Genomic DNA, 25,437 nt, shown 5'->3' on the forward strand with positions numbered 1-25,437 from the left:
AGAGTGATAGCGTTTAAACATTCAGGTTTCCCTCGACCCCGATCTCGGAGTCAGTCTTGAAAATTGCGTCTCCGATCATCTTGGCCATTGTGACGATGTTGCCGTTATGGGTTTCCCAGTAGTGCGCCTTATTGGGTTCGATGGAGAGAAGCGTGAGATTAGGATCCTCCTTCCCGCCGGGAAACCAGGCAGAAACTGCGGTCGACCATAGTTCATCGATCTTTGCCTGATCGTCTCGAACGATGGTGGCGGTGCCAAAGACGGTCAGAAACTCGAAGTCCTTGGAGTTGGTGAGAATCAGCTGAACCCTGCCATCCGTGGCAATATGCCGATTGTGCTCGGAATCAGCTCCGCTGAAGAACCAGATGCGCCCTTCCTTATCAATTTGCTGGGCCTGCATCGGACAGACATGGAAGGGGACGACGCCCAACTGCGTGGCCAGCATGCAGGTTGGTGATTCGCCAATCAGTTCGCGGAGTTTGTAGACGGCATCCTGGCCGGTGAGGTTTTTGATCGTGCTCATGGAGATGTTAGGTGGGCTTATAGTTAGGTTGGAGGCTCTCAATCGACCCCTCGTCTTCGGGGACCTTGGTTTCCTCAGGCGATTCATATCAGGTATGAAGGCGTGGATTTTCCGGGCGTTCGGAGGCCTGGCACTCCAGGTCGCGTTCCCTTTTGCTTAGGAAATACAAGGCCAGGCCGGTTCCGATTGAGGCGGCCGCGGTGATCGCGACAAGCGAGGCTGTGGAGAGCTCGATTCGTGATACGCTGTGCCTGATGTCATCGACCATCGAGTGATGAAAGGGGCGACGGGCATGACGGGCGAGCTTGCTGGGATTGAGAATATCTGGATAGTGCATAGCTTTGTTGGTTGGATTCTGCGAGGGACTAAGGGTTTGCTTCGATCACAGCGCTTTCAGCAGGGTATCGAGTTCGGTGGCGGTGGATTTACTTTCCTCCGCCGCTTCGGACAGGAGTGGTCGGTGTTCGGGCATCACATGGGAATCATCCCGCGCACTTGCAATGGTGCGCTCCAATTCCAATTCTCCTCGAAGGCATTCCGAAAGTACTGCGGAAAGTTCGTCGTCGGACATCCCTGTCCGCATTTCGATCCACCAGCGGTGAAGCTTTGCCTCCGTGCTTCCTTCCGAATCGGGCTTCTTCCCCTGAACGAGGATGGCCGTTTCAAGCTGTTCGATCACACGGGTTCGCCGTGCCGCAATGCGTCGGAATTCCCGCGCTAGTCCATCGTGATCGATAAGTTCTGCAGCCTGATGGTAACCATCCCGCGAGTCAGCATATCGGGTGAGGACTTCCTGAAGTTCCGGGGCGTCATTTGGCGGGACGGTGGCGTCGGAGAAGATCGTTGAATTCATACGAGTCTCTCCGCAGATGATGTGCCGGATCAAAATTCATGGTCGGGCCACCGCAAAAATCCGCTGCCTCATGTGACCAAAGTCAACGGGTTACAGATCAGTGGTGCTTGATGAAGCTGAGGACGATCGGCATGCCTCGTTCTCTCAATACGGATGAGTTATTGCAGAATGCATGAACAAATAGCAGGCGGAGACGTAAATTGCAGCGTGCGGGCCGCTGCTCGGGCTGGCCATTCTTTCCTCCGACTAGTCGATGGGCGGCAATTTTGTAAACGAGAGGGCTTTCTCAAGTTCCTCGGCAGCTACCGGTTTCACGAGATGCCGATCGAATCCAGCCTCCTTGCTTTTCTGTCGATCGCTCTCCTGCCCCCAACCCGTCAGGGCCACCAACATCGTTTCCTGTCCCCACGCTTTCTTTCTAATAGCCCGGGCGGCTTCATAGCCATTCATGTGAGGCATCCCAAGATCCATGAAGATGATGTCAGGGCGAAACTCGGCGGCGAGATCCACGGCCTCTCTGCCATCGTGTGCAACTTCCACGCGATGACCGAACATCTCGATTTCCATGCTCAACATCGACGCGGCTTCCACATTGTCATCCACGATGAGCACCTTCTGGCTCGTGCCCCTCTTGCGGGGTCCTTTCTGCGAGGCGATGAGGTCAGTCTGGGTCAGTGCTCCGCGTTGAATGGGGAGACTCACGCGAAAGACGCTGCCCTTTCGGTGGCCATCGCTACTCACGGAGATCGACCCGCCGTGCATTTCGACCAGTGACTTTACCAGACACAAACCAATCCCGAGTCCGGAATATCCCTTTTCCTGAGGGCGGTCGATCTGAGCAAACATTTCGAAAATGCGATCCGACATATTTTCAGGAATGCCAATCCCATTGTCCTCAACGGAGACGGTCACTTGAGAATCTTGCACTTCCGAGGAGAAGCGGATCCGTCCCCCTGGCGGTGTGTATTTCGCGGCGTTGATGAGCAGGTTGGAGAATATCTGGATCATTCGGTTACGATCCGCCTCCAGGAAAATGGTGTGCTCGGGTTGAGAAACGAGCAGGTCATGTCCGGCCTCCTCAATGTGGGACTGGGACGCTTCGATGGAACTCTGAAAGATCTCAATCAAAGCGACCTTGCTCTTTCGAAGTTCCATTTTTCCCCGGGTGATTCGGGAAACATTCATGAGGTCGTCGACCAGTGAAACGAGTTGTTGCGTCTGACGCTCAATCGTATTGCGGACCTTCTCCTGGATCTCCGGGTTGTCGCTCGCCATCTTCATCACCTCCAGTCCGGTCCGGATTGGCGCCAATGGGTTGCGCAGTTCGTGAGCGAGGGTCGCAAGGAATTCGTCTTTGCGGCGATCGGCATCGTGCAGGAGTTGCTGAGTCTCGCGCAGCTCGGTGACATCGGTGTTCGTGCCGAACCATCGCACGATTTTCCCATCGCTATCCCGAATCGGAACGGCTCGGGACAAAAACCAACGGTAGGTTCCGTCTTTTCCCCGGATGGGAAAGGTGTCTTCCCAGGTCGTCCCCGAATCCCTGGCGGTCTCGATCTTCTCCACGACTTGATCGACGTGGTCCGGGTGATGCACTTTTTTCCATCCCCATTCCCGCATCTCAGCGAAGGTGCTTCCGGTGTAATCGAACCATCGCTGGTTGTACCAGGTGACGGCTCCGAGTTCGTCGCAGGTCCAGGCTAGTTGGCTCATGTTTTCCGCCAGCATCCTGAAGCGTTCTTCGCTTTCCTTGAGCGCGACAAGCGCGGTCTGCAGGCGAGTTGAATCGAAGTAATAACACACGACTCCATACTGCCCATCCGCCAGCGTCACGCGGATGACTTCCCATTCATACGATTCGATGGATCCGACGTCCCGGCGCATTTCAGTCAGGCCCGGCGACGTGTAGGGCTCACCGGTCTCAAGCGTGTGGCGAAAGATATTGATCGCTTCATTCGCGAATGATTCAGGCCAGAGACGGTGCATCACTTCGCCGAAGTCGCGTCCGATCACCGGCTGGACATTCCGAAAGGCCGGTTCGGCCCCGGCACTGATCTGCGCAACTCGGAAATCGGAATCGACGACATAGATGCCAAAGGGTGACTTTTCAATGAGGTTGGCGAAGGTCTCCGCGGTGCGCTTCTGCGTCTCGGCGGCCTCTTTCCTCGCGGTGATGTCACTTGCCGCGCCGAACCATTCCACGATCTCTCCCTCATGGTTGAGGAGCGGAATCGACCGCGACAAGGCCCAGCCCACGTTGCCATCCTCCTTCATCACCCGGTGTTCCATTTCAAAGGCGCATTTCCCGGTAACCGCTTTCTCGATCGCTTCGAGAACCCGTTCTCGATCCTCCGGATGCACGTAAGTCTCAATCCAAAGCCGGCTGGGCTCGGCCGGCTCCATGATGAAATTGCTCCCCTGAAGTTGACGCAGTTCCGACCAGTCGGCGCTGATCCGATAGGCGGTATCCGAGGTGGCGTCGATGAAGGCTCGTAGTCGCTGTTCACTCTCCCGCAGGGCTTGCTGGGCCCGCGGACGCTCGATGATCATCCCGGAAAATCGGGCCATTTCGGTCAAAATCCTGATCTGAGAGGGAGTCGGCTTCCTGACTTCCCTGAAATAGATGGCAAAGGTTCCGAGGAGGGTGCCGTCGGTCGCGAGGATCGGATGAGACCAGCAGGATCTCAGTGAATGACTCAGCGCCACATCTCCAAAGTCTCCCCAAAGCGGATCGCTGGCGATGTCTTCCACGACGACCGGCTCCCTGCGGTAGGCCGCCGTTCCACAGGAGCCTGCTGATGGAGCGATCGGGATGCGATCAATGGCATCGGTGTATTCCTTCGGGAGGCTCGGCCCAGCCCAATGACGAAGAAGCTCACCCTTCGGGTCAGAGAGGAGAACCGAGGCAATCGCCTGCGGAATCTGTCTCTCTACAAACCGCACAAGTTCGTCCAAGATTCCATCCAGCGGTTCTTCACTTGCGACCAATTCCAACAGATAGGCCTGACCAGTGCGAAACTCCTCGGCTCTCTTTCGTTGATCGACATCGATAACGGATCCGATAAAGCCGAGGAAGTTGCCCTTATCATCGAACCTTGGTCTGCCGGAGTCGATAGCCCAACGGTATTCGCCATCATAACGGCGAACCCGGTAGTCAATTGAGAAGGGGTTTTGACTGGAATTCGCCTCCCGGAAGATTCTGCCGCTTCGCTCGAAGTCGTCGGGGTGGACCGCCTTGAGCCAGCCGAATCCCAGGCCTTCACTTTCGGACTGCCCAGTGAAATCAAGCCATCCTTGGGAAAGAAAGGTACAGCGTCCGTCCGGATCGGTGAGCCATAGCATGGCGGGCGCGTTATTCGCAATGTGACGAAACTGATCGGCGTGCTCACGGAGGGTCAGTTCCGCTTTTTTTCGTTCGCTGATGTCGGTCAGAACCCAGACGGAGCCGCCTGAGTCTTCATCGGGTCCACCGTGAATCGGAGCAGACTTGCACTCCACCAGTGTCTCCCCACCCTCCTTGGTGCGGAGAATGGCGTGGATGAGTGCGCCGGGAAAATTGGCGAGGTCTTCACGAGGCGGAAGACAGGTGATTTCCTCTCCTGAATGCTCGTCGATGAGTCGCAGAACCGCATCAAGTGGCTGCCCCGAAGCGGCATCGCTGTTCCAGCCCGTGAGCCTTTCGGCCCCGCCGTTCATATGAGTGATGATCCCTGAGGTATCGGTGGTCACCACCGCGTCTCCAATGCAGGCGAGAATGACGCGGAGTAGGTCCCTTTCTCTGCGGACCGCATTCTCTGCAGACCTCCGTGCCGTGATATCTCGAGTTATGGCAAGCTGAACCGTCGATCCATCCGGTCGCTTCAGGGGAGCGGCGTGGGATTCCATGTATCGTCGGGCGCCGCGATCTCCCACGATCTCGAACTCGAGAACTCCCTTGTTTCCGCCGCAAACCATTTCGTGGAAGGCTAGAAATCTGTCATGATATTCGGGTGCAATGAGCTTGAGAACACTGACTCCCCGAATGGTTGATTCGGACGGGGCTTCGACCATCTCCAGTCCGGCGGGATTCATCTGAAGAACGGTTCCCCCCGGTTCCACGACCTTGATGCACTCGGGGGTGTTGTCGATGATCGCGCGAAGATGTTCCTCACGCTCCCGCAGGGTTTCCTCCGCCTTTTTCCGAGCGGTGATGTTGTTGGCGGCTCCCATCAACCGCGGTCCCAGTGGTCCCTTGATATTCCGGGCTCGTAGCTCGATCCAGGCAATCTCTCCATTGTCAGGACGCAAAATGCGGAACTGGATCGTCGTTGATCGTTCCTTGTTCTTTTCCAGCGCAAGGTCCGATCTTACACGCGGGAGATCCTCATGATGAAGTAAGGCCAACATTTCCGCCTTGCTGATTGAGGTGCCTCCGGGTTTCAAACCCAGCACTTCAGAAGCGTTTTCGGAAAGATCGATACGATCCGTTTCATATTCCCATCTCCAGGCGACTGTCTGGCCTTCGTTCAAGGCGAGGCCCATCCAGTCATCGGCCTCTACCTGCCTCTCAGTCTGCTCGGTCAACCAGTCATGAAAACTTAAATTACGGAGTTTCAGTAGATCCTTAATACGAGTCCTCAAATCCGGCGCGAGCTGCGCCAGGAGTTCATCTGAATTGTCCGAGGGCATGGGATTTTCAGACATAAGTCACACTATAACCGAATGCTCCGCAAGCGAACTTTCCTGTCGAGCCGGCTTCGTGAAATGGTTGAAACTCCATGGTGATTCACGCTCGTTTTCTCTAACTGCCGTTTCTCGTTTAGCGGTCCGGCTGAACCTGCTCGGCATGCCTCTTCGTCCAGATTGGCAATGGCTTACCACTCATCCAGTGCGTTGATCTCCACTCCCTCGACAGCCCCGCCCTCGTCCCAAACCGGTGAAAGGAGTACCGAGACCGTCGTTTTTCCTTCGGCTTCGGGAAGACGGATGACCAGGCGGCTCACCCCTTTATTGCTTTTCTGCGGAGGGTCCTGTTCTGCGGATTCGACGGCAAACCGGGCGCCCTCCGGACTTAAGACCCGAGCGATCAAGGTCTTACCTTCCAACGTCAGGCGGGCGGTATCGGCATTCCCAAGCTCGATGGTGGCATCGGTGGTCATTCCCCAGAGAAGCTCACAGGGAGCATGAACATTGATCTCGTCCTGAATCAGGGCGGCCCGACGGTCTGCGACAAGGGCCACGCCGCGACGGGCTTTCGATGCGTGGGAAGAATAGGCCTCACTCAGCTCAATCTCGGCAAACGAGAACGGCTCTCCTGACCGGTAACGCTTCAGTTCGGCGACGGCGTTGGCGTTCTGGTTGTTGCCAGCCAGCAAGGGAACATTGTGACTGAGGGAGCCGAGCCGATAGTAAGTCCAGCGCATGCCTCCCTCTCGGTAACTCCAGTAATCGGGGAGGTTGTAGTCGTCGGCGCCCAGATCCCTGGCCCAGCGGACACCCAATGCATCCAGCTCGAAATTGCCAAGATCAAGGTGTCCGTGATGTGCTTGGTTGTAGCCTGCCTTGACCCCGACAAAGAGGGCGTCGGGGTCATTCCACGCACTGCGGAAGAGTGCCGTTTCCACCTCGCCCTTCAGGAGACGATCCCGCTCGAGTTCGGTGGGTATGTTCCCTGATGGTGGCGTGTACCAGATCACGTGGAGCGGACTCACGTTCCTGTCACTGATCAGGCGGTGTTCGGCATCGGCGAAATCCGGATTGTCGAATGTTCGTGAGAGCCAGAATTGACAGGGCGCCGAGCGGTGTTTCCTGAAGTCTCCGGCATCCGCGTAGCTGAAGTAGAATCCGGTCGGGCCAACCGAGTAGAGAGGAACGTATCCGGTAGTGGAAAGGCCAGGGGACTTCGCGAGACCAAAGTCGGATCCGAGTGCCGTTTCCATGGCTGTTAGAGCATACGCGGTGTACTCGGTCGCATAATTCCAGTAGGCGATGCCTTCAGCCCATACGCCATCGGGCGCGTAGGAAGCGAGCGCCGTGGGGAGGTTCGCCAGAGCGCGGCTGATCAGATCCTCCGAGATGGCAGGATGGGATTCGGCAACCGCCAGGGCTGCGATGAGGAGACCGCCATTGCAGACCTGGTTCCAGTTGTAGGCGTAGGTGAAGTGGTGGTAGCCTTCATCGTAACGTTCGATGCCAGGTTTGAGACCCTTGGTGATGAGGGTGTGGCGCACCAGCGCGCGCGTTTCAGGATCCATGTAGTGGTAGATCCAATCGTAGCCGAGCCCAACAGCATGAGCCATTTCGGCCGTGTCGAGAAAATGGCGGGGATTCCAATCGGGGAAGTCGCACACGGCGAGAAGGTTCTCCTCGAGCTTGCTGGCGTATTTGCGATCGCCCGTCCACCGCCAGGCGACCCCCAGTTCGTAAACGCGCTCCAGGCAGGCCTTGCTGACGTGGAGCAGCCGCGGACCGCGCTTCGAGTAGCTGAGCATCGGCTCGCCAAGGCGACGGTCCGCCTTTTGGATCACTCCCTGAATCAGAGCTTTGAGGACCTCGTCGGTCTCGGCGCGCTTCTTCAGATCCTGAAGGGCCGAATCCTTTAGCATGAGGCGCGGATGCTTCTCCTCCAGGGTGTTCAGAATGGAGGTTGACTCCTCGTCCGAGCTGGCATGGGTGATCCCCGTCGATAAGACAGCGATTGCGAAAGAAAGGACTGCGAGGGCGTTCTTCATGGTGCGGCTTAGGTCTACCCTGAAAAACGCAGACCCGTATCATGAAAAGCTCAGTTTCGCTGCCCAAGCGCGCCTCACTCTGCCGACTCACGCCCCCCGAGGTCTCGAGAGTGCGTGTCGAATCCTAGCCGAATCCTGTCCGCTCGAAGGGTTGGATCGGCTCCAGTTTTCGCGAGATCCTGCCGCGCTGGCGGATCACTCGGATGCGGTTTGTTTCGTGAACTCAACGTTCTCAAGCTTCACCACCACGGTGTTCGGCCAAGCCTTGTTGTTATAGATCCGCTGCGCCCGCACCACCGAGATTTCGAGGCCTTCAGCCTTCTGCTTGAAGCGGGACTCCGGGTCGGCATTCTTCTGATACTCAACGACGCGGCTGTTCTGCCCGAGCACCGCAATCTTCGTTTCCGGCGTCGCCTTCAACTCTTTGAGGAGGATCTCCTTGCGCTCTCCATGCTTCCATCTGTTCTTCTCGGTGAACTCGTTGAGGAAGACGTAGACTGACTTCCCGTCCTTTGAGTGGGTGTAGTAGATGTTATCCTCGCCGATCACCGGGCAGGGACGAACGTTGTGGATGGCCTCGCCGTTGATGAACATCCACAGCGCCAGCTCACGGAAAATACGCTCCTGTTCAAAAGGGATGATGCCCGATGGCTCGGGGCCGACGTTGAGCAGCAGGTTGCCGCCTTTGGCTCGGGTCTCGATCAGCATCTTGATCAAACGGTCGCCGGATTTGTAGACCTCATTGGTCGGCTTGAACTGCCACTGGCTGCCGAGCGTGAAGCAGGATTCCCATGGACCGGGGATCGGCTCCTTCGGCAGCTTCTGTTCCGGCGTTTCCATCTCACCGCGAGTGACCAGGCACTTCGGCTGAAGCTGGTGGATGTACTGGGTCAGCATCTCCTTCTCGCCGCCGTCGAAGAACACCACGTCGATCGGCCCGTAGTTGCCGAACAACTCGTCGAGTTGCTTCTTGTTGTAGGCCGCGATCGGTTCCTTCTCTTCCTCGGTCCGGCCGACTCGACGGATCTCGAAGCCGTTGCGGTGCTGAAAGATGAAATCCTCCGGCGAGAAATAGAAACCCACCTTGATCCCGTGGCGACGGCAGGCATCGACGTAGTCCTTCACGATGTCCTTCCCGTAGGGGGTGTTCATGATGCTGAAGTCGGTCGTCTTGGTATCCCACATGCAGAAGCCGTTGTGGTGCTTGGTGGTGAGAACCATGTATTTCACCCCCGCCAGCTTCGCGATCTCCATCCATTCGTCGGGGTCGTAGCGCTTCGGGTTGAAGGTCTTCGGAAGCTCGTTGATGTAGCGGTCGAGATAGTCGTCAGAGGCTCCGACCATCGAGTGGCTGATCACCGAGCCGATCTGCGAATCGTGCGACCAGTGGACGAACATGCCCAGGCCCCAATCCATGAACTCCTGTTCCCGCTCCGGGTCGTTCAACAAGGGGCCCTTGCTATGAACCGGCAATGCCAGTGATGAAGACTCAAGCCCCAGCCAGAGGAGACTCGTGATGATTCCGGTGATGATTTTCTGTTTCATATCGATTTCGTGTTAGATTGTCTGTGAAGCTATTCCTTCACCGCCTCGTGGTCTTGCAGATGACCGGCGTCATCGCTCCCTGGCACGCCACGATCGGGCCTGGCCTTGTTATCGCGGTAGGCATGCACGTGCGGCACATGCTCACCGCCGACCCAGTGGAAATTGCCGAAGATTACTTGTCTGTCCGTCCAGCTCTGCCGGGAAGGGTTGAGCTCGAGGACGCCCGCTTCGTTGATCGACTCCCCGAGCGGTTTGCCAGACTTCTCGCTCAGGAACTGCGAGCCATCGAGCGTTACCGTCTGCCAGTCCCTACTGCCTTTTAGATCGACCTTGCAGGCGAAGGTTTCGAAGTCGTTCACCCAGTAGTTCTTGTGGAGCTTCACGGTGAATTCCTGGTCCTCTTCGGTCTTGATTTCGAAGGCCAGCGAGGCACCGTGTGGTGCACGGAACTCGGGGTCGCTGGGCGCGTAGGTCATGGGACTCACCCGATTGGCGGTGAATCCGGGCTTACCCCCGGGGCCGAGCACTGCCTCGAGGCGCTTGTCGACCCGACCCGGAATGGGGTCGGTGCCGGTCGAGTTGCGCGTCCAGTCGCCGACTCCTTCCTTACCATCATAGAACACCCGCGAGGGTTGGGAAATCGTCGCCTCCGCCCCAATTGTGTCGGGCACCACGGCCACCAGCGGACTCGAGATCACCACCCCCGACTTGTAGCTCACATTGGCGAAGCCGAAAAGATACTCGTCGGCATGCATCACCGGCGCGGGTGAGGAATAAACTCCGTCCGATTCACTTGGCTCGGAACTCCGCCAGTGACGGTTCACCGCGAAGGGATTCTCCAAGGCATGGAAGACCTCGACCTTGGTCACCTCATCGGGTCGGTCCGGCTTGACGTAGAAGACCGGCACTTTTCCTTCACCAAGGGTGATCTTAGCCTTCGGATTTGCCGGCCACACGCCTTCGCCCTTCAGATGGACGTCCATCCATCCAGGCAGGTCGTGGATGAAATCGACACCGATGTGGTGGCGGATCCGTGGCGTCAGCGCCCAAGCCCGCGGCACACCTTCCGGGATCAGATCCAGCGACTGTTCCGCCCGGTCCATGTAGCCGTGCCGGTCATTCGACGAACTCAGGAACAACATCGGAAATCTAACAAATGGTGCTGAAGCCTCGGGAGCCAGCGAAGCACGCCAGCGCAGATCCTTCTCCGATGCCTTCTTTCCCGGATGACCGATCGCATAGCGCAACTCCTGATGAGCGTAGGAATTCCATCCTGCACCGTAGATTGCGCATCCCGCCTTGATGCGCGGGTCGAAGGCGAGATTCCACATGATCGTGCCGCCCATCGAAATGCCGAATGCGCCGATCTTGTCGGGATCCACCTCGTCCTGTTTCTCCAGATAGGTGATCGCGCGCATGCTGGCCTGGGTCCACAGGTAATAGGCATCACTCCGCGGGCTCGGCTCCGTGACCTGAGTGCCGCTGCGCTTCTTGTGATCGCCGTTCTCGACACCATTCCACAGTGTGTAACGATCACGCTTCGGCCATTCGCCGCCCCAGTTGATCGACAGGATTGCATAGCCGCGTTTCGAGAACTCCTTGAGCCAATCCCGATTCACCGTCTGGCCGCCGCCGTGGATGTGCAGCAGGGCAGGGAGCTTCCTGGCACCGGTGGGCGCCGCAAAGACTCCGTAAAGGCGCACCTGCTTGCCGTCGATCTTCTCGCCGTTGAAATAGACCTCCTTGTAGCTCGCGCCGTCCTCTTCCCAGGTCTTGAGAATTTCCTCATCCAAAGGGATCGCACGCGGATCATAGCCCTCCCAGATTTCCTCAGGACCCATCACTTCCGGAGCGGCGAAAAGGGTTCCAGCGACGAGCAGTGGGCTCATACCTAGGATCAGGCAGGCTTTCAGGTTTTTGATCATCGGGTTGCAGGATTTACTTTTTCAAAGTGATCGTCTCCATCTCCTTCCCGCTGTCCCCGATCAGTCGGAAAACGGCCTGCGGCTCCGCGCCATCCTTGGAGAAGGTCAACTCACCGAATGCCCAGGTGCCACCCGGATAGCCGAAGAGCTGGCTGCTCCTGTCCTTTCCGAAGGCTCCCGGTCCGGGCACGCCGCCCATGCCGGCGACTTCAAGCTCGTGGATCTTGCCGCCATTCGGCCGCGGGATGGCGAAGGCACGCGCGCCGTGACGATCGCCGGCGAGCAGCAGCACCAGCGCGTCCTTCTTCGCATCAATCCACTGGAAAATCTGCTCGCGGCCCTCGGTGTCCCAGGTGCCCCAGCTGTCCTTGCCGGCCGAAATGTAGTCGCTCCACATCGTACCGCCACTGATCAGGATGAAGGGCGCATCGGAGTCCTCGATCTGCTGTTTCAGCCAGGCCATCTGCTCTTTGCCGAGAAAGGAGTTGAGCTTCCCGCGCTCCTCGTTGGTCCGGCAGGAGCGGGTATCGAGCGCGATGTGCTGCACCGGACCGATGCGGCTCGAAAAGTAGATTCCTTCGCGATCGACGTCCCGCTCCGGGTTGTTCCAGTTCTTCCTCCACGCCTTGCGAAGACCGTCCACGTCAATCGGTCGGCCACCCCTCGTCGTCGTGCCCCCGGTGTCGTCACCATAGTAGTCGTGATCATCCCAGGTCGCCGAGATCGGTACGTTGGCAGCCAGGGCCTGCCAGTGGGGGGAAAGGTTGCGCAGCAGGTAGTCCGACTGAATCAGACCGTAGTTCGACTGACGTCCATCGACGGCGGAGTCGCCGAGAATCAGCATCGCGCGGCTGCCCCGTTCGCGGATCGATTTCATTAACTCCGGCCGGTACATGCCGACCTTGTGGTAGCAGGTCCCGAAGGCGATGCGGAAAGGCTCCTCGCTCAACTCCGAAGGAGGCGTCACCAACTTTCCTTCACCCAGCTTACGATCTTTGGAATCCATGACCTCATAGGCATAAGCCGTGTCCGGAGTGAGCCCGTCGCAGCGGACCGAGAGCACCCGGCCCATGTCCGCAGATTTGAAGACCACGGGCGAGCCACCGCCAGCGGGCGTCACCCGGACTTCGACCTGTTCCGGCTCCGGCAGATGCAGCCAGACCGCGAAGCTCGTCGGGCTGAGGTCGCCGAGCATCGGGCCGCCGAGTTTCACCTGTCCGAACTTGCGACAAACCTCGGCCACTTGTTTCTCGGGATCCTTGCCGGTGAAGGCCTCGCGGCAGGCGAGGTAGAAGTCCTGAACCTCCTGCGGCTGATCGCCGTACTGATTCATGATCCGGATATCGATCTCCTCCGTGCCGATGTGCGCATCCTTGAGCGAAACAACTCGAGGGTTATGGTTAGATTGGGCCCGGGCCGTCAGCATTCCGCCAAGGGAGGCTGCGCTCAGGATTAGGAACTCTCGTCTTTCGATAGGGGAGTGGTTTTTCATAAATTTACGTGTCCTTGGTCATCCATTGTTCCCACAGCTTCTTCAGCTGCTGAACTTTCTCCGGCATTTCCGAAGCCAGGTCGGTGATCTCGGTTTCCTCCTGCTTGAGGTTGTAGAGGCTCCAGTTCTTGCCGTCCTCCGTCACCAGCTTCCAGCCGTCGTCGATGACAAAAGCCGGTCCGCCCCGCGTCATGAAAATAGGCGCCTGATTCTTGATTGGCTGATCTTTCATGACATCGGCAAAACTCTCGCCGAGCAGCTTGCGCCCGGAGACCCCGTTGAAGTTTTCCGGGTACTTCGCACCCGTGATTTCGACAAGGGTCGGCATGACGTTGGAGAGGTGGGCGAATTTGTCGGTGAAGCGCCCCGGATTCTTGATGCCCTTCGGCCAATGGAGAATCATCGGTGTCCGAGATCCGCCGTTGTAGGCGCTGAGTTTGTGCATTCGGTGCGGCGTGTTGGCGACATTCCCCCAATCCCGGCCGATCGCCACAAAGGTGTCGAGGGTGCCCACCTTTTCCGGCACCTTCCTCGAGCCGATCTTCTCGGCTCCGTTGTCGGAACAAAACAGAATCAGCGTGTTCTCATAGACTCCCAGCGCCTTGAGCTTCCGGATGACTTCTCCGATCTTTTGATCGATGCGATCGATCATCGCGGCATGGACCTCCATGATTCTCGCCTGACCGGCCTGCTCCTCGGCGCTCAGGGAATCCCAATTGCCATGGATGGCCGGCGAGAGAGGTGATTGCTTCGGGTCTAACAAGCCCATCCTCTGCTGCTTCTCAAAGCGAGCCTGCCGGACCGCCTGATAGCCCTTGTCGTAGACGCCCTTGTATTTGGCGATGTCCTCCGGCCATGCATGCAGCGGATCGTGGGGAGCCGTGTAGGCGAGGTAGAGGAAAAAGGGGCGACCTGAGTTCTCCTTCTCCCATTCGCTCAGGTATTCAAGCGCCTTGTCGGTGAAGGCATCGGTCGAATAGAATTCCTTGGGAAAGTAGTGCTGGTACTTCGGATCCCGGGTATCGAAGGTCAACTCGTCATCACACCAGTAGCGGACCCGCCCCCCCTTGCTGCCGGGAACCGGCTCTCCTTCCCGCTGAAGTCCGGGATTGAAGTGGTTGCTCATGCCGTCGCGAAGCCCGTAGTAACGATCGAAGCCTCTTTCAAAAGGACTGACCGTCGCGTGGTGCTTCCCGGAGGCGTAGGTGTGGTAGCCCGCCTGCTTGAGGACATGCCCCAGGGTCGGGTTGTTGTAGTTTCTCTGGGAGGCCGCGATGTTGGAATCTCCCATCAAGAGGCTGACCCGGCTCGCACCGCATTTCGCGTTATTGTGGAAGCGACGGAATCGCACGCCATTGTCGGCCAAGGCGTCGAGGTTGGGCGTCTTGATTTCACCCCCATAGCAGCCGATGTCCGAGTAGCCCATGTCATCGACCATGATCATGACGATGTTCGGCTTGTCCTGCGTCGCAACGGATGAGGCGGGCGCACCGGAGCCCACGGCGAGTGCTGGTAGCAAAGCCGCGAGGAAATATCGGTGGTATCGGGATTTCACTCGAATTCAGAGCGTGGGTTTTTCAGGGTTTTCGACCGTCCGGCCTCTTTCCCTACCATTTTCTGATAGGCGGGGTTTGTCTCCGGCATCGACGCGATGGCTTTCTCGAACATCGCGCGGATCTCCTTCTGCTCGTCCGTGAGCTTGTCCGGCGGGATTGGATTCTCTTCCTCGCGATCATTCACGATGTCGTAGAACAGGCCGTTCTTGTGGAGCTTGTAATTCCGGTTGTGCACCCAAACGAGTTCCTCTTTGCCCAGCTCGTCCGGGATCCAACTCCAGTCCTTCGGCCAGTAGTACTGGAAGATGCACTCCCGGGGATGGCCCTTCTCCCCCTTGCACTGGGGCCAGAAGCTCCGGCCGTCGAGCTCGACTCCGGGCAGCTCCGCCTCGCCGAGTTCGGCAAGGGTGGGGAGCATGTCGCAGAAGCTGATGAGGTCGGAGCATCGCTTCCCCGCCGGGACGATGCCAGGAAAGCGGACAATCATCGGTGAATGGGTGCCACGGTCATGGGGCACGCCTTTCTTGCCCTTCACCATCTTGCCGAAGGAATCATAGCGAAGGACCCGGTTCGTGCCATTGTCGCTGCAGAAGAAAACGACGGTGCGCTCATCGACGTGGTGCTCGGAGAGTCCGTCGAGAATGCGGCCCACGCACTTGTCCATGTATTTCACCATGTCCTCGAAATTCCTCTGTGAGTCCTTGCTCTCGCGCACCCCGCTGTCTGGCGTCGGTTCGAAGGGACCATGAACCAGCAGCATCGGGTAGTAGACGAAGAAGGGCTCATCCTTGTGCTTCGCGATGAAATCGAGAATCGACTTCACACAAAGATCGGGACCGTACTCGTCTTTTCCGTAGGTGGTGAAGCGCCCGTTGACATCGAACCCAGGCTCCCAGTAGCGGCTTCCCCGGCCGAGTTCGGTGTTCCACAGGAACCATGTGTCAAAGCCCCCCTTGCTGGTGGGCGTTCCGCCCTTGTCGTCGAGCTGCCACTTTCCCGCCACATGGGTCCTGTATCCTGCCTGACGAAGCATCTGGGCGAAGGTGACCTCCGTGGGAGCCAGCTTGCCGAAGCCGATGTAGTTGCGGATTCCGCTGCGTCCGGTCATCAGCTCCACCCGGCTCGGCGTGCACTTCGGGGTCGAGTAGGCATGCTCGAAGGTGATTCCCTGCTCCGCCATGCGGTCGAGCCGTGGCGTCCAGGACTCCCGCGCACTGTAGGCTCCGAAATTGTTATCGTAAGCGATGTCGTCCGCCATGATGAGGACGATGTTAGGCTTCGTCTCGTCTGCCAGGGATACGGGTGGCAGGACAAACGGTATTGCCAGAAGCACCGAAGCGATCAACCGCCGCAGCATTTTCGTTCCGGATCGCTCGACTGTTCTTACATCCATCATCTCCTGCGGCCTGCTTTCAAGAATTTGTTAGATTGCAGCACATAGGCAAATCCCGGGGAATGATCTCCACCTTGAGATCCGCATTCTTCGACCGCGATCACAACGCTTCTCATCCGATTGAATTCACTCTTGATCAATGAATCCCTCTACCTCAACCAGAGCGACCTTCTTTCGTGCGTCGTCGTTCCGGACGCTCAGGTTCACGTTCTTGAACTCAATGTCCTTGGCGTGGCGAATGTAGGCTCCCCACGAAGGCAGGACTCCGAAGAAGAACTGCTCCGGGTAGCGGGCGATGTCTTCGGGAACCTCGTTCTTGGCATCTTCCTCGCTGCCGTGACCGGGAAAGGAGATCCTAACATTCTCGAGCACCACGTCCTCGACTTTGTGCCCCGGAATCCCGGTGATCATGATCGGCCCGGCTTTGGCCTTCTCCTGGTCCTTGATTCCCGGAGTCGTGTCGACCTTGAGCTTCTTGTAATGGGCATTGGCGGCCTTGACGCGGTCTTCGATCACCACCTCGGCGACCACGTCGCTGATGCGGATGTTCTTGATTGTGCCGACGCCGGCGCCCTCGGGCTCAACCTCCGCTCCCAGGTTCGCACCCGTCTTGGTATTCTTGCTGTAGGCCCGACCGCGGTTGCCGAGCCGGATGAAGATCGGGCAGCCGACCTCCTCCATGGTGATCCGGGAGATCGACACGTTTTCCAAGCGACCGCCATCGACCGACTGCAGCTTGATCGCTCCCATCGGGCAGTCGCGAAAAAGGCAGTTGCTGACATCAATGTCGATGAAGCCTCCGAACGACGAGGTGCCGAGTTTCAGGGCTGCGGTATTGCTGGAGACGATGCAGTCGCGCACGACGATGTTGCGGCAGGGGTTGAGCGAGCTTTTCAAGCAGATCGCGTCGTCGCCGGCCTCGATGTCGCAGTTTTCGATCAGCACCTCTTCGCAGCCGTCGAGGTCGAGGCCGTCATTGTTGTAGTGGTTGTTGCGCATCCGGACTTTCACGCCCGTGAAGTGCACCTTGCGGCAGTCGATCAGATGAATCCCCCAGAAGGCCGGCCGCTTGTAGGTCAGTCCGGAGAAGGTCAGGTTCTCGCAATTCTCGAAACGGATCAGTCGTGGACGCGTGTCCTTTCCGCGGGGTCCCGCGCCGCGCGGAAAGACGTCGGGCGTGCCCCGTCCATCGATCACCCCCAGGCCTTCGAGACGGATATTCTTCGCGTCGGCCGCATAGAGCAGGCACTGGGACTGTCCCTCGCGCGCCGGCCGCAACTTGTCGGTCGGATAGTCCTCCTGATTCTGGCTGCCTAACAACTCCGCGCCGTGGTCGAGCGAAAGCGTCACGTTGCTCTTTAGTTCGACCGTGCCGATAACGAACTTCCCGGCAGGCACCCGCAGCACGCCGCCACCCGCATCGCTGCAGGCATCGATCGCCTTCTGCACCGCCGCCGTGTCCAGCGCCTTGCCGTCGCCGACCGCGCCGAAATCACGGAGGTTGAAATCCTTGGCCTGGCATATGCCGACGAGGGCGGCCGCCATGCATGTGCTGATGAGTTTTCTGATGTTCATGATTCCGATGGGTTTACTGATTCTCGACGAGGAACTTAATCGTCCGCTCAATGATCTGCTCGCGGTTGGGCGTGACTTCTCCATCCACTGGTCGCCAGTTGTGGCCGGCGTTCTTGACGATGACGATCTCTACCGGTGCCTTGATGTCCTTGAGTGCTTCCTGCATCTGATAGGCCTGCTTCACTGGAATGGTGGTGTCCTTGTCCCCCTGGAGCATCAGCAGCGGCGGGCTCTCCTTCCTCAGATAAACAATCGGGCTGACCTCGCTGAAGCGCTCATTGTCGTCGTCGGACTTGGATTTTCCTCCCACGATCCTGCCGTGGAAACGGGTGCTGCCATTGAACAAGTCCGGATCTCTGAAATCACAGGGGCCATACCAGGAGACGCCAGCCGCGGTCTTGAAGGGAAACTTCGCCAGCTCGGCATCGCCCTCGAAGCGTTCCGGCGGAGCCAACAGGACCATCTGTGCCAGATGCCCGCCGGCGGAATCGCCAAAGGTAAAGACCCGCTCCGGGTCGATGCCCAATTCCTTCCGGTGGGCCGAAGCAAAGCGGAGTGCATCCATCGAATCGACCACGCAATCGCGCATCGTCACGCCGTCTGTCGCCAAGCGGTAGTCGACCGAAAGCACGCAGAATCCCTTCTTCAGAAGTTCGCGGTGCACCACCTTGAACGAGTTCATCCCGGCTCCTGACTTGCTGCCGGCCGCCCAGCCGCCGCCATGGGTATAGATCACCAGCGGCTTGTCCGATCGGCCGTCGTCGTCCGGGAAATAGAAGTCGAGAAAGACGGGGCCCTGCTCGGTTCGCTTGAAAATGACGTCCCGCAGTTTCTTGCCCGGACTGTCGAGATGAACCACCGGCATGGCCTTCAGTTCATCAAGGTCCAAGGCCTCGTCCTTGTTCTTGTCGTAACGCGCCATCCGTTTCCAGCGCCCCTCGTCCTCGGCCTTCTGAATCTTTCCGTCGCCATCCCGGTCCGATCGCTCGATCGCCCTGCGGGCCTGGAGCTCGGCAAAGGCGTCCGTCGATTCCTTGAGCGGCTCAAGCGCCTGCACGCTAAGAGCGGAAAGAATCCCTAACAGAGTCGCGAGGGTTGTTGGGTTTTGCATCATCACGATTCTATTTTTTCCAGTCGATCTTGGCGTCCCCGGACTCGAGATCGACGAAGACCGAGGCGTGGGCGAACTCGCGGGTGTATTTCCAGCCATCCCGAAGCGCATGGCCCTTCGGTGGTCCGAGCGGCTTCTTGAATTCCGGATACTCAACGAAGGTGCCGGTGTCGTTGCCCTGGTAGCTCCAGGTGTAGCAGAAATACGAATAGGGCTCGGCCACGATCAGGAAGCAGGCGAGCGGGAAAGTGATCGCCTCGCGGGCCATGCGGATCCGCTCTTCGCGCGGCGTTTTCATGACCTCCTTGTCGCGCCAATCGAAGCCGGGCCATGCCTTGATGACCGTCACCTTACCGGACTTCGCCACCCGGTTGAGCGTCGCCATGTTTTCGGCAAGCGCCTCCTTCTCGAAGTGGCCGGCGCTCACGAAATGCTCCTTCATCGCGCCGTCGGTCACCTTCAGCAGTCGCGCGCCGATGTTCTCCGGATCGAGCGACACCCCGTTTTGGATCAGCAGTTTGGACGGACCGACTTTCTTCCTGGTGTCGACGACCATGGAAACCAGGCCATCGTTGAGAGCCTTGATCTTTTCATCGCTCAGCACCTTGCGCCGGCTGTTGTTGCTGAACTTGCCGGCAGCATCGATGAAGATCCCGTCTGCCCCCAGATCACGCACCGCGATCTCTGCGGTGTCCGACCACCAGTCCCTAACAGCCTTCTGTGAGAGGTCGCTGAAGTCGCTGTTGAAGATGGTCAGCGGTTCACCATCCTTGCTCAGCAGACCGCCTCCCTCCGGAAACCTCTCGTTGGCCTGGTAGCCACCGATATGGATCGTGGAGTTCCAGTAGAAGAGCACCTTCGCTTGCGGATTGCGCTTCTTGATCTCCTTCACTGCGATCGCGAATCCCTTCTCGGTGCTGCCATGCTTGCGCTTGGCGTGACCTTTCTCGATCGCGATCAGGTCGAAGTTCTCGGCCAGGAAATCATGCTGCTCCGGTGTGAAGTCCTCCGACATGTTCGCCAGATGAGCGTAGACCGGAACGGTGTCCCAGCTGAAGGGCACGGGATGTTCGGCGGCATTGGCCAGCGGAAGGATCAGTGCGAACGGGATGGCGAGCAGCTGCTTCATCATACTTTTACGGGTTTTGGACGGCTCTTTCTCGCCGAGCGCAGCAGGCGTCGGGTATTGTTCACAGTTTCGCCGGCGATCCGTAATCCTATAAAATGAGGAGATCGCCGACTCTGTTACTGGCCACAGCGAGCCGTGCCTGGCTTGCTCGGCGGACCTATCAATCGCCGCCTTGAAGGCTTGCCTCATCCACAGGTGCCAGCTTGGTCCACCAGGCGACCAGGCCCGCGACCAGCACCACGACTGCCAGCACTTGGCACAGGGGCCCATAGGATCCGGTGGCTGCGTGGCTCTTGGCGAAAAGTAGTGGTCCCAAGGCCGAAGCGAACACCGTCAGCATTTGTGCCGCGCCTTGGATTCGACCGAGCTTGGAGCGGCCGAACGCCAGCCCCCAGACGGCGAAGAAAATCACGGTCACAAATCCTGCCGCAACCCCGAAAACCGCCGCAAAGATCCACAGTTGAGTATGGCTCTGCAGCAGCGGCAGTGTCGCCAATCCGGCGGCGTAGAGAAACATCGCCACCGCCAGCAGGCGAGTGATGGGGCGCCGCAGTGAAAGCCACCCGCACAGCAGCTGGCCGACGAGCGCAAAGAGAGTGGTCACGGCAAGGAAGCTGTGAAAGGTCTTCTGATCAAATCCGCGCTCCGCGAGGACGGCCTCGTTGAATAGGCCGAGGCCTGAGGAAACCAGGCTGAAAAGCGCCGTCGAAATCGCAAAAACCCAGAAGACCCGGGTTTGCAGCGCAGCTCCCAGCGACATGCCCGGCACCTTCGCCGCGCTTTTCTTCGTCCTTTCCGGTTCCTTCACGCATAGGGCGGCAAGGATGGCGATGACGAGCAAAGCAATAGCCAGATGGCCCCATGCCACCCGCCAGCCCTGATCGCGAACGATCCCGCCGACAACCACAAACGCCACGGCAAAGAAGATACTCAACAGCAACGAATAGACACCCATCGCCCAGCCCGCCTTTGCTCCAAAGCTCTTCCCGACGGCTGTGATGCTGGTCACAGAAAGCGCACTTTGTCCGATCGCACGAGTCAACAGCAGGAAAGTGAAGACGATCATCAGGCCGCCTGCCATGGCGCTCATCTGCCACACGACCGCCGCTAACAGAAGCAGCAGCACGACTGCCGAAGCTCTCAGGCCAAGGCGGTCCACAATCCATCCTGCCGGCAGACACGCCGCAGATCCGAGAAGCGTCGCCCAGACATTGATCTTCGCGTAGCTCACGTGATCGAGCGAAAGATCGCGAAGCATCGGCTCGGTGATGAGCCCCAATCCCTGGGTTCTTCCCGGCAGGGTCGCCAGCATCAGCAGGGCGGCGAGTAAGACGTTGCTCCAGGCAGCCAGTGCGCCAAGGGCAGGAGCTGCTGCGAAAGGCAGGGGGGCTTTCTCGGTGGAAGATGATTCAAGCGACATGGATGATCTCTGTTACCCGACTTACGATCATATCGCCACTCCCGAGTCGGCGAAAGATCAGAAGCTGTGAAGCTCTCTTCAGGCATCTGCATGCTTCTCCACGCGGTTCTTTCGCCCCAGGCCGCTGAGGATCTTGGATGCGGAAATCCCGTGGATGATGATCGACAGGAGCACGGTGAACGAAATGGCGGACCACAGCAGCGGGACGCGATCGAACTCGGCATGATGCTGGCCATAGGAGAGATAGTAGAATGAGCCGACACCACGAACTCCGAGGAAAGCCACGGCGACTTTACCTCGAAATGGAAGCATCGAGCCCTTCATCCCAAGCAAGCCTGCCAAGGGGCGGACCAGAATGAGAAAGGCCAGTGCCACGAACACAGCTGGCCAGGTCAGCGAATCCAACACCCCGCAAGCCAGGAGACCCCCGAAGCCGATCAGGATGATCACCATGACGACTCTTTCGATCTGATCGATGAAGCCGTGGGTCTTTTTGTGGAGGTTGCTGGTGATCTCCTGCTGCTTCGCCGTCACGGCGGCGACGAAGACACTCAGAAAGCCGTACCCTTCCACCAACTCGCCCAGACCGTAGGCCATCAGCAGAGCGGAAACTACCAGCAGGCCTTCCGAGCCATCATCGATCCGCTGTTCGTGCTGCTCGTCAGGGTCTCGGGTGGACTTCCGAAAGGCGAGATGAGCGCCTACTTTCCCCACCACCCAGCCGGTGGCCACTCCAGCCGTGATTCTCCACAGCACATCCCAGCCTAGCCAATGCATGAGATTGCCGTCGCCGACGGCTGCCAGCGCGATGGCGAGATAGACAAAAGGGAAGGCCAGGCTGTCATTGAAACCTGCTTCGACACTGAGATTGAAGCGCACGTCGTCACGGTCGGAGTCACCCGGCGGACCCACCTGCACGGCACGGGCCAGAACCGGGTCTGTGGGCGCAAGGCAGGCGCCCAGAAGTACGGCGCTGGCCAGCGAGAGCCCCATCGTCCACCAGCCAAGAAGGGCGATTGCCGCGATGCATAAGGGCATCGTGACAAAAAGCAGAGGCAGGACCTGCTTCCATCCGGACCAGGAAAGCTTTCGATCGATCGAAAGTCCCAGACTCATCAGGGAGACGATCACCAGCAACTCCGAGACATACTCAACCGCCACGGTTTGCTCGGCATCGAAGGCTGGTGAGAGCCAGCCGAGATCTAACGGTAGCGAAAACAACAGCCACCCGAGCGCGACGTAGACGATCGGAATCGAGAGCCACGTGCCTTCCAAACGCTTCTCCAGCCAGATGCTGCCACCAATCGCAGCGCCGAAGATCACAAATAGTAGAATGCGTGGTTCCATCTTCCCGAATCCTCATAGAGTCGGCGGATAAGGCAATCGATCAAATCCCAATCACGCCCGATTTTCCGTGGTTGCTCGCTGGCTTCCGTCCTGGATTTTCAAATGCAAACAAATTGCACTTGCACTTGAGTTGTCTTTTGAGCATCGATCGGGCCGCTGCGATTATTGGACGCAGTGCATCATCAAATTACTTATGAAAACGAACGCCTTATTGACCTCCCGCCCCTCTTTGTTAGCCGCTACGGCATTCAGCTTCCTCAGTGTCGCCATGTCGGCTGATGCGGCCCTATTCCTTGCTTTCGGGGTGGATACCTCCGCCACGGCGACGACTTTCGAGCAGATCCGAGTGCGTGATTTGCACGGTGATCACTACCACAATTTCACTGAGAATAATGGGACAGCTGGAGGGCACACGCCTTTGCCATTCGAGTTGACTCCAGGCTCCGGCGTCCCGGCGACACTTGAGCTCGGCTCGATGGATAATGCTCCATTTGCCAGCTCACGATACACAACCGCGCTCACTCCAGCGGGCGATTTCCATCTGAAGCTGATCGGATGGAGCGGGCCTGGAGCGGAGAATCTAACGGTAGCGTTCTGGCACGGTGACCATACCCATGGGATGGGGATCGACAGCGAAGAGCACCTCGAAATTGATGCAGTCAATCGCATTGATTTCTCTCTACCGAGTGGTGCGCCGCTGGGCAGTTACACGGCGCAGTTCCAACTCATCGACGAGTCGGCAAACTACAGCGATTCGCCGGTTCTAACATTTCATGTGAACGCCGTTCCCGAGCCCTCCTCGGCCTTGTTGGGAGCGGGCGCATTCTGCTTTGCGCTGCTTCGGCGCAAGCGTGCTTAACGGGGGGTTCTCGAGGGTGAAGCCTGCCGGGTCGCAAGATCTGGCGGGCATCGCCCGCAAGTCGGCTCGTCTCCGCAGAGGTGGGTCAAAGGGTGGAGAACCGATTCCGCCGACGTCTTCCCGAGGGTCCGTGCGTCACTCGAATTATGCGGGCATTCGGCGAATTCCATCCGAAGCGCGTTACAAACACTTAACGCTTTAGCGTCTCGACGACCTGGTGCGACGACGATACGGACCAAGGCGGCACCCATGTCAAACGGAGGCGAAACCGTGGCGCTGTATCACATCGATGGGAGCACGCTAATTGATGAAGTCGAGTTCGGCTCCCAGGTTACCGATGTTTCCTTCGGCCGCTCCCTGATGGGAGTGAAACGCTGGCGACGATGGATGTTTCGACTCCGGGGTCCAGCAATGGTGGCGAATCCAAGCCAGCTCTTGACCTCGATTTCACCTATGACGGAAGCCGCTTTTCGGTGACCTTCGAAAGCTCCACCAGGGTGAGCTCTGAGCGACGGTGATTCCGGTGGCGAACCGCTCATTTAACAAACCCTGCATCGTAGCTTCGATCTCGGGATGAAGTCTGATAGGTCGAGCGGGTGAGATCCTCGGTTTTCCATGTCGGCAAAACGTTGTCTGAAAGGAACCATTGCAGGGCCGATTGGAACCTCGGTAGACAAGTCTTGATTCACCGCCTGAGCCTTGTTATGCGCTCGACAAAACGATGAAGCGCGATTCAGAGATTGCCATAATCGGAGCAGGAATTGGCGGCCTCAGCCTGGCTGCCGAGTTGCAGTTGAGGGGAGTCCCATTCCAGATATACGAACAGGCGGAGCAACTCGGCGAGGTGGGAGCCGGCATTGGTCTGTGGTCGAACGCCACTCGTTGTCTTTCCAAGATCGGGATTGACGATGATTTCTGGACCAAGCACGGATGTGAAGTTCACAAGGCGGAGATCGCCAACCCGGCTGGCCGCGTGCTTTCCCACTGCGATGTCCGACCCATCGTCGCAAAGCTCGAAGCCGGATCCTATATCGTCCACCGTGCCGACCTGCACCGTGCTCTCGCCGAGAAAGTATCGTCCGACTCTCTTTCCCTCAGGAAATCGCTGGTGAACTTGGAAGCCCGAGAAGATCGGGCATGGTTGCGCTTCTCCGACGGGAGCGAGGCCTCCGCGACAATCGTGGTGGGGGCCGATGGTCTTCGCTCACGGGTTCGCTCAGCGGTTTTTGGGAATCAAGCGCCTCGCTATGCCGGACAAACATGCTACCGCGGGATCGCAGATCTTCGCGTAAAGGAGCGGCACGTGCTCCGCGAGATCCAAGGAGATGGTCCACGCGCCGCAGTGATTCCCCTTGATGACCGGCGCGTCTATTGGTGGACGACCGAGAATGTCCCCGAGGGAGGCGTTCGTTCGTCTGCCGATGAAAAATCCCATCTGTTGAGGCTCTACGAAAGTTGGTCGTTCGGGGTGGCGGATGCCATTGAAGCGACTCCTGCAGACGCCATTCTGAGGAATGACCTCTACGACCGTCCTCCGCTGACAAGCTGGTCGAAGGGGCCGGTCGTCCTGCTGGGGGACGCGGCTCATCCAACGACACCCAATCTCGGTCAGGGCGCCTGCATGGCCATCGAAGACGCCCATGTCCTCGCCTGCCTCATCGCCGAATGTGGAGATCCTGCCGACGCCTTCTCACGCTATCAATCTGTCCGCAAAGCCCGTTGCGAAGCCATAGTGAAAGAATCGCGGCGATTCGGCTGGATCGGTGGATGGTCGAGTCCCATGGCAGTGCGTCTGCGGGAAGCGATGATGGCTCTGACCCCCGAGTTCGTGGTGCGCCGGACTTTGGAAAAAAACATCCGGCCCTCTACCCCATTCTAACAAGGCCTCGGACATGATCTGCTGGCTGTTTGTCCATGGGGTTCAAGCGGCCTACCCGCTCCTGTGTCAACCCATCCGGTCTTGCTGCCGCCGTCCTCATTATTCACTGGTTCCTCGGAG

General features: G+C 58.4%; 17 protein-coding genes. 2 read left to right on the forward strand and 15 right to left on the reverse strand.

Features of this window, described 5'->3' with window-relative positions; all coding sequences use genetic code 11:
• Positions 1–13: 13 nt before the first annotated feature.
• From ACFQY0_RS11970 to ACFQY0_RS12040, 15 genes are all read right to left on the reverse strand, one after another.
• Positions 14–523, reverse strand: coding sequence for a pyridoxamine 5'-phosphate oxidase family protein (locus ACFQY0_RS11970; protein WP_379712633.1), 510 nt, complete (start codon positions 521–523; stop codon positions 14–16).
• 88 nt (positions 524–611) lie between these two features.
• Complete coding sequence (locus ACFQY0_RS11975) at positions 612–860, reverse strand: hypothetical protein (RefSeq protein ID WP_379712635.1); 249 nt, start codon at positions 858–860, stop codon at positions 612–614.
• Positions 861–905: 45 nt separating this feature from the next.
• Positions 906–1,376 carry a PA2169 family four-helix-bundle protein gene (locus ACFQY0_RS11980; protein WP_379712637.1) on the reverse strand — a complete coding sequence of 157 codons (471 nt, stop codon included), beginning with the start codon at positions 1,374–1,376 and terminating at the stop codon, positions 906–908.
• A gap of 246 nt (positions 1,377–1,622) precedes the next feature.
• Complete coding sequence (locus tag ACFQY0_RS11985) at positions 1,623–6,059, reverse strand: PAS domain S-box protein (RefSeq protein WP_379712639.1); 4,437 nt, start codon at positions 6,057–6,059, stop codon at positions 1,623–1,625.
• A 170-nt stretch (positions 6,060–6,229) separates the two neighbouring features.
• Positions 6,230–8,086 carry a heparinase II/III domain-containing protein gene (locus tag ACFQY0_RS11990; protein WP_379712641.1) on the reverse strand — a complete coding sequence of 619 codons (1,857 nt, stop codon included), beginning with the start codon at positions 8,084–8,086 and terminating at the stop codon, positions 6,230–6,232.
• 195 nt (positions 8,087–8,281) lie between these two features.
• Entirely contained in the window at positions 8,282–9,631 is a 1,350-nt protein-coding gene (locus ACFQY0_RS11995) for an alpha-L-fucosidase (protein WP_379712643.1), read from the reverse strand.
• 29 nt (positions 9,632–9,660) lie between these two features.
• Positions 9,661–11,556 (reverse strand): alpha/beta hydrolase family protein, encoded by a 1,896-nt coding sequence (locus ACFQY0_RS12000; protein WP_379712645.1) that lies wholly within the window; start codon positions 11,554–11,556, stop codon positions 9,661–9,663.
• Between the two features lie 13 nt (positions 11,557–11,569).
• Positions 11,570–12,982, reverse strand: a complete 1,413-nt coding sequence (locus ACFQY0_RS12005; RefSeq protein WP_379712647.1) for an alkaline phosphatase D family protein — start codon at positions 12,980–12,982, stop codon at positions 11,570–11,572.
• A 70-nt stretch (positions 12,983–13,052) separates the two neighbouring features.
• Complete coding sequence (locus tag ACFQY0_RS12010) at positions 13,053–14,603, reverse strand: arylsulfatase (RefSeq protein ID WP_379712649.1); 1,551 nt, start codon at positions 14,601–14,603, stop codon at positions 13,053–13,055.
• Positions 14,600–15,997, reverse strand: coding sequence for a sulfatase-like hydrolase/transferase (locus tag ACFQY0_RS12015; protein WP_379712651.1), 1,398 nt, complete (start codon positions 15,995–15,997; stop codon positions 14,600–14,602). Before ACFQY0_RS12015 ends, ACFQY0_RS12010 begins: the two co-directional genes overlap by 4 nt.
• A gap of 126 nt (positions 15,998–16,123) precedes the next feature.
• Complete coding sequence (locus ACFQY0_RS12020) at positions 16,124–17,572, reverse strand: glycoside hydrolase family 28 protein (RefSeq protein ID WP_379712653.1); 1,449 nt, start codon at positions 17,570–17,572, stop codon at positions 16,124–16,126.
• Between the two features lie 13 nt (positions 17,573–17,585).
• The gene (locus tag ACFQY0_RS12025; protein WP_379712689.1) at positions 17,586–18,686 is read right to left on the reverse strand and encodes an alpha/beta hydrolase fold domain-containing protein; all 1,101 of its coding nucleotides are present in this window, start codon (positions 18,684–18,686) and stop codon (positions 17,586–17,588) included.
• A 7-nt stretch (positions 18,687–18,693) separates the two neighbouring features.
• On the reverse strand, positions 18,694–19,815 hold the full coding sequence (locus ACFQY0_RS12030) for a putative glycoside hydrolase (protein ID WP_379712655.1): 1,122 nt from the start codon (positions 19,813–19,815) through the stop codon (positions 18,694–18,696).
• A gap of 157 nt (positions 19,816–19,972) precedes the next feature.
• Positions 19,973–21,232, reverse strand: a complete 1,260-nt coding sequence (locus ACFQY0_RS12035; protein WP_379712657.1) for an MFS transporter — start codon at positions 21,230–21,232, stop codon at positions 19,973–19,975.
• A 78-nt stretch (positions 21,233–21,310) separates the two neighbouring features.
• Entirely contained in the window at positions 21,311–22,579 is a 1,269-nt protein-coding gene (locus tag ACFQY0_RS12040; protein ID WP_379712659.1) for a cation:proton antiporter, read from the reverse strand.
• Positions 22,580–22,772: 193 nt separating this feature from the next.
• Here ACFQY0_RS12040 and ACFQY0_RS12045 point away from each other — a divergent pair, with 193 nt between their 5' ends.
• Positions 22,773–23,438, forward strand: coding sequence for a PEP-CTERM sorting domain-containing protein (locus ACFQY0_RS12045; RefSeq protein ID WP_379712661.1), 666 nt, complete (start codon positions 22,773–22,775; stop codon positions 23,436–23,438).
• A 721-nt stretch (positions 23,439–24,159) separates the two neighbouring features.
• Positions 24,160–25,317 carry an FAD-dependent monooxygenase gene (locus ACFQY0_RS12050; protein ID WP_379712663.1) on the forward strand — a complete coding sequence of 386 codons (1,158 nt, stop codon included), beginning with the start codon at positions 24,160–24,162 and terminating at the stop codon, positions 25,315–25,317.
• Positions 25,318–25,437 lie beyond the last annotated feature (120 nt).

Origin of the sequence: Haloferula chungangensis (assembly GCF_042664875.1) — a bacterium.
GTDB classification, from domain to species: Bacteria; Verrucomicrobiota; Verrucomicrobiia; order Verrucomicrobiales; family Akkermansiaceae; genus Haloferula; species Haloferula chungangensis.